We start from the raw sequence: 15220 nt of genomic DNA on the forward strand, positions 1-15220 counted from the left end.
CTGCTCTTTATTATTACGGCTGTCATCAACCTGATAGCCAAGCTTGTCATGAAAAAATTATCGCACGCATGAGTCAGGTAAAACCGATATCGTTCAAATCAAGAAAAACAAAGGACAAAACGGCATTTATCCTTATTTGTCTCTTCTCTTTTCTTGCAATGGTTCCCCTTTTCTTTATCATTTGGGACGTGGTTGCCAAGGGCTACAAAAATTTCAACCTGCGTCTTTTCACTGAGGTGACTCCCTCGTCGGTAGATGCCCTGATGGCCCGAATGAATGGAGATCCTATTCCCGGGGGTATCCTGAATGGGATTACCGGATCAGTTCTTATTGTGGGGCTTGCCATCCTGATCTCTGTCCCACTGGGATTGTTCATCGGCATCTATCTGTCGGATAACCGGGGAAAGAAGTTCGCGAAGGTAATCAGTTACCTTACTGACTTGTTGCAAGGGATGCCCTCCATTGTAATTGGTATTATTGCGTATGCATGGGTGGTGAAACCACTGGGAGGCTACTCAGCCCTGGCCGGTAGCGTAGCCCTGTCCATTATGATGCTACCCATGATTGTGCGATCCACCGAAGAGACCTTGAAGATGCTGCCAGCATCATACAAGGAGGCGGGACTTGCATTGGGATCGTCCTATACCAACGTTGTATTTAAAATTTTATTACCTTCGGGATTTGGAGGAATCTTCACCGGTATCCTTCTTGCCATCTCGAGGGTGATGGGAGAGACCGCCCCCCTGATGCTCACTGCATTGGGCGCCTCTGTGGTGAACTGGAAGATCACGGAACCCACCAGTGCCATTCCTCTGCTCATCTGGGATTTTTATAACGATCCCAACCTGGTGGATCTGATCTGGTCCTCTTCGCTTTTGTTATTAATTGTCATCTTCCTGCTAAACTGGATAGCCAAAATTGTAGCTCGTAAATGGAAAATATAAAAATTACACACAGTAAAAACGCCATTCTTCAATTGAAAGATGTATCGGTATCCTATACACCGGAAAAGTTTGCTGTAAAGAAGGTCAGCACCGACATCTATCCCAACACCATTACCGCAATAATGGGCCCTTCGGGGTGCGGCAAGAGTACGCTCATCCGCGCCATCAACCGTATGCACGACCTTTATGCACATATTACCACCACCGGTGAGATCCTCCTTAAAGGAAGAAATGTGCTGGAGATGGATCCCATGGAGGTGAGGCGCATGGCAGGCATGGTGTTTCAACAGCCCAACCCTTTTCCTACCATGAGCATTTACGAAAATGTGCTGGCAGGCTATTCGCTCAACGGTATCCGCCTGAACCGGAGTGAGAAAGATGAAATAGTAGAGCAGAGCCTTATGAGCGTTGCATTGTGGGACGAGGTGAAAGACGTGATGAGCAAACGGGGATCGTTCCTTTCGGGTGGACAGCAACAGCGCCTCTGCATTGCCCGCACGCTCGCTCTGAAGCCGGAGGTGTTGCTTATGGACGAGCCTACCTCTGCACTCGACCCGATCTCCACGAACAAAATAGAGGAATTGTTGTTGGAATTAAAACAGAAGTTCACCATCATCATTGTGACCCATAATATGTCACAGGCAGCCCGCATTTCCGACAACTCCATGTTCATGTATCTGGGTGAGTTGGTGGAACATGGTAACACCGCGCAGATGTTCACCAAGCCGCAGCATAAACGTACCGAAGAGTATCTGACGGGTGTATTTGGTTGATAATAAACTGTCGGATCTTCGTCATGAGAGAAAATGAAGCGTAGTTCCGAAACGGAACCCGAGGAATCGGAGTCGGTAAGAAAATGAAATATCAGAGATAGGAGAGGATCAATTTGAATCAAATTAAATTATGGATACACAGAACGATAATAAAGAATATGCTCCCGCGCTGGGAATAAAAGATAGATATCTGGAGCAGCTGCAGAGTGACTTTCAACTGCTCGCCGAGATTGTATTGACCCAGATAACGCTGGCTTCGTCGCTGTTGCAGGATAACCACAGGGAGGATGTTATCCTTGAATTAAAACGCAACGAGAAAATTATCAACTCACTGGATATTACGATTAAGGAGAAGGTAATTAATGCAATTATGCTCTTTACGCCCCGCGCGTCCGACCTGCGCCGGTTGATGGCCTACCACGACATGACAATTTCCATGGAACGGGTGGGCGATCTGATTGAAAATATCATCCAGTTGTTGCAGGAGATTGATTTTTCTCTTCATGGATTCGACAACTATAAAAAACTGCTCGATAAGATGTTCGTGCATACCGACAAGATGATTAAAAGTGCTGTGTTCTCCTTCGCCGGAGGCAGCAACGAGATGGCATACGAAACCATACAAATGGATGATAAGGTAGATAAACTGGATAAAAAAATTGAACGCAAGCTGGCTGATGAATTCAAAAATGAGGTGCATAGCTCGCAGTCGCTTATTAACATTATGAACATCAATAGTGTATCCTACTATCTTGAGCGAATAGGCGACAAGGCGGTCGATGTGGCAGAGTCGGCTGTTTATCTGATTGAGGGGAAAGATATCCGGCATACCAAATCTCCAAATCCCAGAAAATCAAATCCCTAAAAAAGAAACTAAGTACACTTTTTTTGCACGCTATGGAAGAGAGAATTTTAGTGGTGGACGACGAAAAAGATATCAGCGACATTCTTCAGTTCAATCTCGAAAATGAAGGGTATATCGTGGATGTGGCTGCATCGGGAGAAGAGGCACTGCAGAAAATTACCGATGTGCATCAGCTTATTATCCTTGATGTGATGATGGAGGGCATGTCCGGCTTCAAAACTGCCGAGACATTGCGCAAAAGCGAGAACTATGTGCCCATCATTTTCCTCACGGCAAAGAACACAGAGAACGATATGCTTACCGGCTTCTCACTGGGAGGCGACGATTATATCTCCAAGCCTTTTTCGGTGAAGGAGGTGTTGGCACGCGTGAAGGCATTGCTAAAGCGTACTTCGCTTATCAGGATGCCCGCTGAGACTAAATGGTCGTACAGGGGGCTTACTATAGATATCCCTACTAACCGGGTTACGATCGATGATAACGAAGTGTCGCTTACCAAGAAAGAGTTTGAAATCCTTTCGCTGATGGCTCAGGCATCGCCCAACGTGCTCACCCGTGCCGAAATTCTTAACAGTGTGTGGGGCGACAACGAGTTTGTACTCGACAGGACGGTGGATGTGCACATCACGCGTCTGCGAAAGAAGCTTGGCGACTATGCCAACATCATTGTCAACCGCTCCGGCTTCGGCTATTATCTAAACATAGATTCAAAAAATGAAGAATGAAAAAGAAGATTACTTTTAAGCTACGTATTCTGATAATTTTTTCGGTCATCATTGCCGCATTCACTGTAGGTGTAATCCTTTTTGAACGGCAGCAGATAAAAAAAGAACGAACCGACAGCCTGGAGCGCTCCCTCAATAACAATGCCGACATGATCCACCAATATCTGTCGTTGAATAAAATACCTGTCGGGGAAAGTGGTGACCGGGTGGGTGAGTTGTTGCAATACATGCAGCCCGAAATGCGGGTGACCATACTCGACTGGCAGGGAAACGTGATGTACGACAACAGGGCGGATGCCCACAAAATGGAAAATCATTTGCAGCGGCCTGAAGTGCAAAAAAGTATCGGATTTGGTACAGGCACCCACGTACGCTTATCCGATACCAACAAGGTGAAGTATCTCTATTTTGCAAAATACTACGACGAGGGATATTTTATCAGGGTGGCTGTACCTTACGATGTTAAGTTGCAGTCGTTCATCAACTCGGGAAACTCCTTTGCTTACTTCATTCTTCTATTCTTTGTAGTGTGTGTGCTAATGATGCTCTATTTCTCCAACAGGTTTTCCAAATCGATGAAGGAGCTCCGCGAGTTCTCCCTGAGTGTGAAAAACGGATTGCCCGTACCATCTTCTTTTCAGTTTGCCGACGATGAGGTGGGAGAGGTGAGCGCCGGCATTGTGGAAAATTACAACCTGCTGCAGGAAAACCGTCGTAAGCTGGCTGCTGAACGGGAAAAGCTGTTACAGCATTTTCAACTTTCCGAAGAAGGTATCGCCATTTTTTCGCACGATCGTCATCAGGTATATGCCAACTCCCACTTTTTGCAGTTTTTGAATGTGATCCTCGATAAACCGACACTTGAAACTGAACAGCTTTTTTCCGATTCCAATTTTGAAGATATAGTCCACTTTCTGGACGAGCGTTCACGCAATAAAAATATGTTCACCAAGCGGATCGATAAAAGCGGAAAACAGTTTAATGTGCGGGTGATTATTTTCGACGATGGGGATTTTGAACTTTATATCAGCGACATCACCAAGTCGGAGAAAACCCGGTTGCTCAAGCAGGAAATGACCAACAATATTGCTCATGAACTGCGTACGCCGGTGACCAGCATCCGTGGTTATCTGGAAACCATACTTAATATGTACCACGACGAAGCGGATGAGCGTATCCATGGTTTTCTCGACAGGGCTTATGCCCAGACCATCCGTCTCTCGGAGCTGATCCAGGACATCAGCATGCTCACCAAAATAGAGGAGGCCTCCGATCGGTTCGATCTGGAGCCTGTAAGTATGAAGGAGTTGCTGGAGGAGCTGCAGGCTGATCTGGCCGATGACCTTAGCGAAAAGGAGGACAGTTTTACGGTGGATGTGAGTGAATCTGTTGTCATCAACGGTAATCGTACTCTCCTTTACTCCATCTTTCGCAATCTTGCGGAGAATTCAATATCCTACGCTGGAAAACAAATCGACATAGTCGTACGTTGTTACAACGAGAACGACGATACCTACTTCTTTGAGTTTTACGATTCGGGTGAGGGAGTGGATGAGAAGCACCTGGTGCGCATCTTCGAACGTTTTTATCGTGTGAACGAAGGACGGACCCGCATCACGGGCGGCTCGGGCCTGGGCCTTTCCATTGTGAAAAATGCCGTGTTGTTTCATAAGGGAAGCATTATAGCAAAAAATCGCTCCGAAGGAGGCTTGTGGTTTTTAATGACGTTCCCTAAATTAAAATGATGTTATGAAGTATATTGGAGCCCATATCAGTGCCTCGGGTGGTGTGGAGAATGCGCCGTTGAACGCCCATGCTATCGGAGCGAATGCTTTTGCCTTTTTCACTAAAAATCAGCGACAGTGGTTTGCCTCTGCATACACCCAACAAAACATAGATCTGTTCAAGTCGCGCTGCGAAGAGTTTGGATACTCATCCAATCATATTTTGCCCCACAGCAGCTACCTCATCAACCTGGGAAATCCCGGCGAGGAGGAGATTGAAAAATCCCGGTCGGCTTTCTTCGATGAGATGAGTCGGTGCGAGCAACTGGGCCTGGACAGGCTCAACTTTCATCCTGGCAGCCACCTTAACCAGATCTCTGTAGATGCTTGCCTTGATCGTATTGCCGAGTCGATCAACATGGCGCTCGATAGAACCAGTGGAGTAACGGCGGTTCTGGAGAACACAGCAGGCCAGGGTACGAACCTGGGACATACGTTCGAGCAGCTGGCGCATATTATTGATAAGGTGGATGACAAGAGCCGTGTGGGCGTTTGCCTTGATACGGCGCATACGCTGGCAGCCGGATATGAAATTCGGACACGCGAGGGGTACGACGAAACATTCCGCAAATTTGACGAGATTGTCGGTTTTCATTATTTACGGGGCATGCACATCAACGACTCCAAGAAGGAACTTTCCACACGGGTCGACCGGCACGACAGTATCGGTAAGGGGGTGATGAACCTCGATCTTTTCTCCTTTATCGTGAACGACACTCGCTTCAACAATCTGCCGCTCATCCTGGAGACGCCCGACGAGACACTCTGGGCCGAAGAGATACAACTGCTCTACTCACTAATAAAGTAGATCTACTTCCCGGACTGATTCTTTTTAGGCATAAAAAAGAGGCTGTCTCAAAATGAAAATTTGTGAGACACCCTCTTTCAAGTACACCCGGCGGGAATCGAACCCACATCGTCGGAACCGGAATCCGGTATTCTATCCATTGAACTACGGGTGCATGAGCATGCTGGTTACCTGTAGGATGCGTTTTTCCATGTCAATACCACGGAATCGCTTTTCAACAAAGGCTTTAATTCTTGTATCTGATCTTCGGTCAGTCGCTCTTTGTAGTGAAACAGTAGCGTCAGATCTGTCCCTGTTTCGTTGAACGTAGCCGAGATCGGATAAATGTCCGGCAAAGATACGGTATATTTGTCATTTTCCTGCTTTTTTGGGGAAGAATTAAAGAAAATTTCCGCAGAAATATCCGGGAGGAAAGCTTCGTTGTCCAGTTTTGTCCAATCAGTAGTATAGAAAGAAATGTTGCTGTCACAAACCCCTCCGCACACTGTCCTGATCAGGCATACAACCAGGGAGTCCTTCGCCACAGGAAGCAGCTTCAATTGGAGAGTTCCGATATTGGATGTTTTAATTTGCAGATAATCGTCGCTTTGCGCTGTCTTCTCTATCTCTCCCAGGGGGGAGGGGACAGCTGTTTTGCCGCTGTCCACCAGTAACATGGTCTTATTGCCTTCCGTAACCCCCGGAAGGAGTCCGCCGGGCATCGACTTGAAAAGGTCACTCACGTTCTGTGCAAAAACAGCGGAGGAGGCCATCAGTAAAAAAAGGAGAATAGATTGTCTCATACGTTTATTTTGTTAATATGCCAATTTGGTACATTTCCACCGAGGGCTTTCCTCCGTCAACACCATTTACTGTTTCCAGCTTTATAAATCGGGCATCTACTGACTTGTTGAATGAGATGCGCTGTGGAAGAGGGTTGTTTTTGATATTGCTGAATTCTCCTTCAATGATCTTTTCCCAGATTTGTCCATCTCCGCTTACGCTGAATATGTAGGTGAATACCGACTCTTTGGCATCGTCGGGACTGTAGGTAAATCCTTTCACCGGGTGTGATTCTCCCAGATCCACAATAAGCGGGTGCTCCTTAATTGTTCTCCATGATTCGGGCGCAATGTCCGTCAGGCGGTCTTCCTTTGCTTCCACTTCCAGGTGGGGTGCATGATAAGCCCCCACTTTTTGAATGTTGGCAATGTCACGCGTTTTGTCGACAGTGATACGCAACTTGGCAGGAGTTACATCTTTAAACCGCAAAAGCCGTTTGTAGCCGATTGTGGTACCTTCGGTAAGTTTTATCCACTCGTTGTTTATAAATCCTTCCACAAGAAATTTCTCCACACGCTGTCCTTTGCGGATATCTTCCTGGAGCATGACCGTGTTGATGATTTCGCCCGCTCTCACGTGATACTCTTTCGATGCTCCCGAACGCGCTTTCCAGAGTATTTCTCCATCGATGAGCTTTTCGTTCTCAAACGTACTGGCGATGTAGGTGCCAAATTGCCTGAGCCGCTCCACGTCCACCTCGTGCAGTCGACCCCTGGTGTCGGGCGGAACATTGAGCAAAAGTACCGAATTCATGCCTACGGACAAGAAATAAATATCCACAAGCTGAGCAAGTGATTTCACCTGATGATCCTGTTCCGGGTGATAAAACCATCCCGGACGGATGGAAACATCTACTTCCGATGGGTACCAGTATAGCGTCTGTGTCTGCTCAATGAGATTGCGACTGCCCAGATCATTTGCAGTGGGCGAGATATTCAGTCGTTTGTTTTCGATTGCTATTGCTTCGCTGATGTCGGGTTGCAGGGGTGTCACGCTCCACTCCGTTTCTCTTCCCAACCCACTTTCGTTGCCTACCCAGCGTACATCGTCGCCCATGATGGCTTTCACGGCTGCAGGCTGCAGGCTGTCAATCACGTGGTAGAAACGAGCCCAGTCGTATTCCTGTAATCTCCCGTTTGGTCCTTCACCGTTAGCTCCGTCAAACCACACCTCGTGTATTTCGCCGTAGTGGGTAAGCAACTCCGAGAGCTGCTTTACAAACAAGGCGTTATAGCGGGGCGAGTCGCCGTAGCTTTCCGCATTCCGGTCCCACGGGGAAAGGTATACACCAAACTTTATGTTGTGCTTGTCGCATGCTTCCTTCACCTCTCTCACCACATCCCCCTGTCCGTTGCGCCAAGGGGAGGAGGCAACGGAGTGAGCCGTGGTCTGCGTGGGCCACAGACAAAAACCGTCGTGATGTTTGGCTGTGAGGATGACCATTTTAAACCCCGCTTCCTTTAGAGAAGATACCCATTGATCAGCATCAAAGTCGGTAGGGTTAAATAGGACGGGACTCTCGGAGCCGTCGCCCCACTCACGACCGGTGAAGGTGTTTATTCCGAAGTGGATGAACGCAGTCAGTTCCAGCTGCTGCCATTCATATTGTTGCCGGGTGGGTACCACGTAAGCAGCCAGTTTCACTTTTTGATCGGAAGTCAGGATATTGGGAAAAGTCAGTTTTTTCTCAAAATAGGTGTTGGTTCTCTGGTTGCATCCGGAGAGAAGCAATAAGGATATCCATAATCCCGGGAAAAGAATTTTTCTCATAAGTAGCCGGTTTGATAGAAATAGATAAGCGTGAAACAGCCGATTCCTATTATTGAAAGGTTGCCCTTCACCGGGCAAAGTTAACTTTTTATGCGATATCAAACAAAAAAAGCCATCCTTTTGGGATGGCCTTGTCCAATCTCTTGCAACTCCTTATTGATTGGGAGCAACTTCTTCAATAACCTGGTTCAGTGTATCGGCGGCTGCAGCTTCAGCAGCTTCGATAGCGGCCTGAATACTATCGGCCTGAACTTTTGCAATGCTGTCCAATCTGGCTACTTCAGCAAGACTGTCTTGTCTGGCTTTTTCAGCCTTTACCTGTGCATTGTTGCATGAAACGAATCCCAATGTTGCTACAGTAGCAACCAATAACAATACTTTTTTCATTCTTAAAAATTTTAAACGATAAATAATTTATTTCAATAAATGGTGTCGTTTTCCCTGCAATGAAATATCGTCACCAAAGTTACCTTTACTCATATGCTTAAGGAAAATGTTCCTTTCTAAAAACGATACAAAATTATATCAAAAATATGTTCTATAACATAATTCAATCGACATTTTATAGTTAAATGATGTTAAACAGCTCACGCTCTTGCAAATTGGTGTGATAACGTTTATTGAAAGATGTTTTTCAAGCTGGGGGTATGCGAACGAGAAAACACCCTAAACGACAGAGTGTCAGGGTGTTTGTGCGTTTGTGCGGAAAAAGTCAGTTGTAGAGATAACGTTTGATGCTTTTCTTGGGTGTCTTCTCAAACTCTTTGTCTACAACTTCTATCGCGGATATTTTCTCATACTGAGCGACTGATTTATTCAGTATGCTTTTATTTTCATTCATGATCGAGGCAAGTTTATCAGGACCGATGTTGTCTGTTGTTACTGCTGCCATATCGGGATAAACCAATGCTACCAGTTTGAAGTTGCGTAACACAACAATGCTCTCATTAATATAGGGAAGGTTATTTAATTTCGATTCGATCTCTTCGGGATATACGTTCTGGCCGTTTGCCGTAAGAAGCATGGTCTTTAGCCGGCCTTTGATAAAAAGTCGCCGTCCTTTCATGATTCCCGAATCACCTGTTCGGAGCCATCCGTCCCCGGTGAAAGCGAATGCTGTGGCTTCGGGATTTTTATAGTAGCCTTTCATCACGTTTTCTCCGCGTACCTGGATCTCACCGGGCACTTTCTCCGGATCAACGGAGTCAATGCGTGCCTCCATGATCTCTTCCAATACTGAACCGCATGATGTGGGAACAAAATCATCGTGGTGCTCGTAGGAGATGAGCGGGGCACATTCTGTCATCCCGTACCCCACGGTGAAGGGGAATTTTATTTTGTAAAAAAAAGCCTCCACTTCGGCATTGAGTGCTGCGCCGCCAATAATTACCTCCCGGAAGTTCCCGCCCAGTGATTCTACGAGTGATTGTTTGATCTTGTTTAATATTACCCTGCTGACTCCCGGTATTCTCAGAAGCAATTTTACTATGGGCTTATTGATAACAGGGAGTATCTTCTTTTTGTATATTTTTTCAAAAATCAATGGAACGGTGATGATCAGCTCTGGCCTGACTTCCTGCAGGGCGTGAATAAGATTCTGTGGTGTGGGAATTACTCCCAGCAGCGTGATGTGCACCCCCGCAGAGAGTGCATAGAGAAAATCGAATGCGCAGCCATACACATGAGCCATGGGTAAGAAAGCCAGTATTCGTTCACCGGTAAAAAGTAGATTGAGCTTTCCGGCATAGGTCACGTTCCCGGCAAAGTTATTTGCCGTAATCATTACTCCTTTGCTGAAGCCGGTAGTGCCGGAAGTGTAATTGAGACAGACAACCTCCTCGTTACTCACTTCGGCATATTGAATATCTTTTTTGGCAAAACCGTCAGGATAACGGAGACCGAATATTTCGTCGAGAGAATTAGTCTTGTCTGCAGTGGCATCATCACCCTTGAGAAGGGAGAGTGCGGGTATTTCGAAGACAGGAACAGCAACGTTATCGCTTTGAAGCGATTTCCATAACGGGTCGTTGATAAATACGAGCTTTGAATCTGAGTGACGGATAATATCTTCAATACTGCCGGGATTGAATTCATGCAGGATGGGAACAATGACCGCACCATAGGTGATGGCAGCCATGAACAGAATCGACCAGGAAGAATGGTTTTTACCAACCAGTGAGATCTTATCTCCTTTTTCGATACCCAGCCCCGAGAACAGCAGATGAAGCTTCGCAATCTCACGGGCCAGTTCTCCGTAAGTGAATGAAGTTCCTCCTTTATAGTCGGTTAACGCAGGAAGGTCCCAATGGTTTTTGAAACTTTCTTCGTATAGTTTGATGAAGTTCTGTTCGATCATAAGTGCACACTTTTGCTTATTTTGTGCAAATTTAATACCTAAAAATCGAATCCCAAAGGAAATGTGACAATAAATTGAGGGTTTTTTGTAAATTTGTGCTTTCGTTTGAATAATTTTTTTCACGTTCCGTACAAGCTGGTTTTATTACTGCAAAAATCCGGTTCGGGTATTATCTAGAGTATGATCGATCAATCAATTTTTCAAAATAAAACGGCCTCCTACTATACATTAGGCTGCAAACTTAATTTTGCGGAGACCTCGGCCATTGGCAGGCAGTTGTCGCACGCCGGCGTAACCCGTGCCAGAAAAGGTCAGCAGGCTGATATCTGTGTAATCAACACCTGTTCTGTGACGGAGCTTGCCGATAAGAAAGGACGCCAGGCCATCCGGAAAGTAATACAGGAGAATCCCTCCGCTTTTGTGGTAGTTACCGGATGTTATGCACAGCTGAAGCCGGACGAAATTGCCACCATTGAAGGCGTGGACCTGGTGTTGGGAGCAGAACAAAAACTCGATGTGGTGAAATACCTGGACGACTTGCAGAAAAAGGATAAAGGTGAAGTGGTTATATCCAAAACACACCGTATCCGCTCGTTTGTCCCGTCACTTTCTGCCGACGACCGTACTCGTTATTTTCTCAAAGTGCAGGATGGCTGCGACTACTTCTGTTCTTTCTGTACCATCCCCTTTGCAAGAGGCAGAAGCCGTAACGGCTCCATTGCCGACCTGGTGAATCAGGCCCGGCAGGTGGTAGAGGAAGGGGGAAAGGAGATTGTGCTCACGGGAGTCAACATCGGTGATTTTGGACATACCACGAATGAACTTTTTATAGACCTTTTGAAGGCACTCGATAAGGTGGATGGGGTGGAAAGGTATCGCATATCGTCCATTGAGCCAAATTTATTGACGGATGAGATCATCGACTTTGTGGCTTCCTCCAAACGTTTTGCCCCCCATTTTCATATGCCGCTACAGGCAGGCAGTGACGCGGTACTCAAGCTGATGAAGCGGAAGTACGATTCGGTACTGTTCCGTCACAAGGTAGACAAGATAAAACAAATCCTTCCCCATGCTTTTATTGGCGTAGACGTGATTGTGGGGGTCCGTGGCGAAACCGATGATTATTTTTCAGAAAGTGAGGCGTTTATCCGTTCTATCGATTTTTCCCAGTTGCATGTTTTCACCTATTCTGAACGTCCCGGCACACAGGCACTGCAGATTGACTATGCCGTGGATCCCAAAACAAAACATGCCCGCAGCAAAACGTTGCTCGACCTTTCGGAGGAGAAGCTGCGTCAATTTTACGAGTCCCAGAAGGGTACACGCCGGAAAGTGTTGTTCGAACATACAAAACGCGGTCAAAAGATGCACGGGTTTACAGAAAATTACGTAAAATTGTACGCCGAATACGATTCCCGCTATGTGAACCGGGTAATGGACGTGGAAGTAGGTGCATACTGCGAGGAGGAAATGGCGATGGAAGCCCTGTTTTAAGGGAAGTAGAACTATGGGGGCGACGATCCCGGACAATAATGATATGACAATGATAATTCTGATTGAATGGAGGACAATAGCAGTAAAAAGGGGATAGGTTATTCTCTGTTATTTGTAGTGGCGTATCTCCATGCGTTGTTGCCATTTTCGATTCTCTATCTGCTGTCGGATATACTTTTTTGGGGAGTATATTACCTGGCACGTTACCGGAGAAAACTAGTACGAAGAAATCTGAAGAACGCTTTCCCCGGGAAATCGCAAAAGCAAATTGTAAAACTCGAAAAGAAGTTCTACCATCACCTGTGCGATTACTTTGTGGAAACCATCAAAACACTTCGTCTCTCCGACAAAGAAGCACGCAGGCGAATGAAATTTGAAAACCCGGAAATCATCGACCGGCTTACTGCCGACGGAAAGTCGTGTATTCTGAGCCTGGGCCATTACGGAAACTGGGAGTGGGTGCCTTCTATCGGGTTGTATCTCCAGCCCGGGGTAAAACAGGGCCTTATTTATAAGAAGCTGCATTCCAGAGAATTTGATGAGCTTTTTCTGAAAATACGCAGTCGCTTCAGCCCCAGGCCCATAGAGATGCGCTCGGTCTACCGGAAGATGATCAGGCTACAACAAGGAGGGGAGAAAATGGTGGTAGGCTTCCTCACCGACCAGCGCCCCCCCCGGTGTCTCGATCAGTACTGGACCACCTTTCTTCGTCAGGATACTCTTGTGCAGACAGGTATGGAAAAGATAGCAAAGCTGCTGGAGTGCTCCATCGTGTACCTCGACATCACCAAAGTAAAACGGGGCTACTATGTAGGGAAATTTTTTGTGATCACAGCCGACGCTTCAAAAGAGCCTGAATTTATGATCATGGAACGTTATATGCGAAAGCTGGAGGAGACCGTACTGAGAGAGCCCGCCTATTACCTCTGGTCACATAATCGCTGGAAGTTCACTCGTCCGGTAGTCAGCCCGACACCGAAGACCGAACGCTGAGCATTGGAGGGTGGGTGAAGCTGGGTAGATAAGAATTAGAAAAAGGAGAGGAATAAGAATAAAAATAAAATCTGAACACAGAACACTGAACTATGAAAAATCGGAGTATGGTAAAAACATCCGTTGTTATTTTGAACTGGAATGGAAAAAAACTGCTTGAACAGTTTCTTCCATCCGTACTGGCCCATTCATGGAGCGATGTGTGTAATGTGGTTGTGGCTGACAATGGATCTACCGACAATTCGGTTGAGTTTCTGAAAGCGAACTATCCTGCTGTACCCCTTATAATATTCGATAAAAACTACGGCTTTGCCGATGGATACAACAAGGCAATACAGCAAACGGATTCTGAATATGTGGTGTTGTTGAACTCCGATGTGGAGACGACCGAAAACTGGTTGTACACATTGATATCGTTTATGGACCTCCACCCCGAAGTGGTGGCGGTACAACCCAAGATACGCGCATACAACGATAAAAACAGGTTTGAGTATGCGGGTGCTGCGGGTGGTTTTATTGATCGGTACGGATATCCTTTCTGCAGAGGCCGCATTTTGGAGGTTGTGGAAGAAGACAGCGGCCAGTATGAAACGGCCATCCCTGTTTTTTGGGCAACAGGTGCCTGTCTCTGTATCCGAAAAAAAGAGTATGTGGAAGCAGGAGGACTCGATGCCAGTTTCTTTGCCCATATGGAAGAGATTGATCTCTGCTGGCGATTGAATGCAAGAGGTAAGATGGTGATGTGTGTTCCATCGTCGGTGGTGTACCATGTGGGAGGCGCCTCGCTGAGCAAGGATAACCCGAGAAAAATGTATCTGAACTTTCGGAACAACCTGTTGATGATCTATAAGAATGTTCCCCGGTCGGACTGTATGTTCGTCTTTTTTGTGCGCTGCCTCTTCGATTTTCTGGCCTACATTCACCTACTGCTGAAAGGACAGTTCAAAAGCGCTCATGCTGTGGTTGAGGCCTACAGGGATTTTCTGAAGATGTACTCTTCCTATAAGCCTGTCCGCAGGGAGAACCTGAAAAAAACAACCGTGAAGCAAATCGGCACCCAATACCGGAAAAGTATATTGCTGCAATTCTACCTGAACAGAAAAAGCACGTACCTGTCTCTTTACTCGAAGTGAACACTCAGTGTAATCATTCGTTGCGTGGCTTTCGAGAGGGAGCGTGCGTATTTTTGCAGACTTTCATCCGTCAGATCGGTCCTGTCCGTGTTGAGTATATCGATCATGCCAAATTCAAATTTCAGTTCGGGAGCCAGCTTGAACAGAGGCAGGTAAAAATCACATCCCACACCCAGCTCAATCCCGAAGTCGTATGGCTTCAACAGCACAGCCTGTTTCTTTTGCGACCCCAATTCGATGCTCCCATAGCCTCCAAGTAGAAAGTAGGGCCTGAAGTTGTCGATTCGCCCCGTAGATATTTTCAGATGAATAGGCAGGGAGAGATAGTTGTTCCGGATGTGTGTGGAAAACTCTTCACCCGACAATTGCTCCCTGAAGACAAAATGCTTTTCCCCCAAAGAAAGCGTGGGTATAGCACGCAGATTCAGGTAACGATTCAGGTGCATGTCGGCAATCATCCCCGCCGAGAAGCCGGGTGTGTAGTTGGGAATTTCGGAAAACCAGACCTCCCCGTTTTCGTTTACGTAGCCCGATTGGGTGAGAATGAGATCCTGGGTGTGCAGCCCCACTGTAAATCCCAGATGGAAGAGCCGCTGATCTACATAGGGCCTGTGCTGCAGCTTTTGGTGCTGTCCGGTAATGTGGCCCGAAAAAAGAGGCAGCAAGAGGCAAAAAAATATTGTTGTTTTTTTCATCCCTTCTTCAAACGATTTTATGCGCTAATTATTGTATTTTTCCCCCGGATAAAGATAT

At 46.5% G+C, this 15220-nt stretch carries 14 protein-coding genes and 1 tRNA gene; 9 read left to right on the plus strand and 6 right to left on the minus strand.

Going from position 1 to position 15220, the window contains the following annotated elements; genetic code table 11:
• Positions 1 to 68: 68 nt before the first annotated feature.
• The 6 genes from pstA (at position 69) to nfo (ending at position 5899) form a co-directional block, all read left to right on the plus strand.
• Positions 69 to 944, plus strand: a complete 876-nt coding sequence (gene pstA / locus B3Z75_RS09030; protein ID WP_294070634.1) for a phosphate ABC transporter permease PstA — start codon at positions 69 to 71, stop codon at positions 942 to 944.
• Positions 932 to 1717, plus strand: a complete 786-nt coding sequence (gene pstB / locus B3Z75_RS09035) for a phosphate ABC transporter ATP-binding protein PstB (RefSeq protein WP_294070479.1) — start codon at positions 932 to 934, stop codon at positions 1715 to 1717. The genes pstA and pstB overlap by 13 nt, the downstream gene beginning before the upstream one ends.
• A gap of 130 nt (positions 1718 to 1847) precedes the next feature.
• Positions 1848 to 2582, plus strand: coding sequence for a phosphate signaling complex PhoU family protein (locus B3Z75_RS09040; protein ID WP_294070482.1), 735 nt, complete (start codon positions 1848 to 1850; stop codon positions 2580 to 2582).
• A gap of 32 nt (positions 2583 to 2614) precedes the next feature.
• Entirely contained in the window at positions 2615 to 3307 is a 693-nt protein-coding gene (locus B3Z75_RS09045) for a response regulator transcription factor (RefSeq protein WP_294070485.1), read from the plus strand.
• Positions 3304 to 5052, plus strand: coding sequence for a HAMP domain-containing sensor histidine kinase (locus B3Z75_RS09050; protein WP_294070488.1), 1749 nt, complete (start codon positions 3304 to 3306; stop codon positions 5050 to 5052). The genes B3Z75_RS09045 and B3Z75_RS09050 overlap by 4 nt, the downstream gene beginning before the upstream one ends.
• A gap of 4 nt (positions 5053 to 5056) precedes the next feature.
• Entirely contained in the window at positions 5057 to 5899 is an 843-nt protein-coding gene (gene nfo, locus B3Z75_RS09055; RefSeq protein ID WP_294070491.1) for a deoxyribonuclease IV, read from the plus strand.
• 82 nt (positions 5900 to 5981) lie between these two features.
• Here nfo and B3Z75_RS09060 read toward each other — a convergent pair.
• From B3Z75_RS09060 to B3Z75_RS09080, 5 genes are all read right to left on the minus strand, one after another.
• Positions 5982 to 6053 (minus strand) — tRNA-Arg (locus tag B3Z75_RS09060).
• Between the two features lie 13 nt (positions 6054 to 6066).
• Complete coding sequence (locus B3Z75_RS09065) at positions 6067 to 6681, minus strand: DUF3256 family protein (RefSeq protein WP_294070494.1); 615 nt, start codon at positions 6679 to 6681, stop codon at positions 6067 to 6069.
• A 4-nt stretch (positions 6682 to 6685) separates the two neighbouring features.
• Complete coding sequence (locus B3Z75_RS09070; RefSeq protein ID WP_294070497.1) at positions 6686 to 8491, minus strand: alpha-L-fucosidase; 1806 nt, start codon at positions 8489 to 8491, stop codon at positions 6686 to 6688.
• 153 nt (positions 8492 to 8644) lie between these two features.
• The gene (locus B3Z75_RS09075; RefSeq protein ID WP_294070500.1) at positions 8645 to 8878 is read right to left on the minus strand and encodes a hypothetical protein; all 234 of its coding nucleotides are present in this window, start codon (positions 8876 to 8878) and stop codon (positions 8645 to 8647) included.
• A 325-nt stretch (positions 8879 to 9203) separates the two neighbouring features.
• The gene (locus tag B3Z75_RS09080) at positions 9204 to 10847 is read right to left on the minus strand and encodes an AMP-binding protein (RefSeq protein ID WP_294070503.1); all 1644 of its coding nucleotides are present in this window, start codon (positions 10845 to 10847) and stop codon (positions 9204 to 9206) included.
• 180 nt (positions 10848 to 11027) lie between these two features.
• Here B3Z75_RS09080 and mtaB point away from each other — a divergent pair, with 180 nt between their 5' ends.
• From mtaB to B3Z75_RS09095, 3 genes are all read left to right on the plus strand, one after another.
• Positions 11028 to 12341, plus strand: a complete 1314-nt coding sequence (gene mtaB, locus B3Z75_RS09085) for a tRNA (N(6)-L-threonylcarbamoyladenosine(37)-C(2))-methylthiotransferase MtaB (protein ID WP_294070506.1) — start codon at positions 11028 to 11030, stop codon at positions 12339 to 12341.
• Between the two features lie 66 nt (positions 12342 to 12407).
• Positions 12408 to 13334 carry a lysophospholipid acyltransferase family protein gene (locus B3Z75_RS09090; RefSeq protein WP_294070509.1) on the plus strand — a complete coding sequence of 309 codons (927 nt, stop codon included), beginning with the start codon at positions 12408 to 12410 and terminating at the stop codon, positions 13332 to 13334.
• Between the two features lie 107 nt (positions 13335 to 13441).
• Complete coding sequence (locus B3Z75_RS09095; protein ID WP_294070512.1) at positions 13442 to 14467, plus strand: glycosyltransferase family 2 protein; 1026 nt, start codon at positions 13442 to 13444, stop codon at positions 14465 to 14467.
• Here B3Z75_RS09095 and B3Z75_RS09100 read toward each other — a convergent pair.
• Positions 14455 to 15162, minus strand: a complete 708-nt coding sequence (locus tag B3Z75_RS09100; protein ID WP_294070515.1) for a porin family protein — start codon at positions 15160 to 15162, stop codon at positions 14455 to 14457. The two genes, B3Z75_RS09095 and B3Z75_RS09100, sit on opposite strands and share 13 nt — an antisense overlap.
• Positions 15163 to 15220: the final 58 nt, after the last annotated feature.

The organism is Proteiniphilum sp. UBA1028, from assembly GCF_002316955.1.
Lineage (GTDB): Bacteria > Bacteroidota > Bacteroidia > Bacteroidales > Dysgonomonadaceae > Proteiniphilum.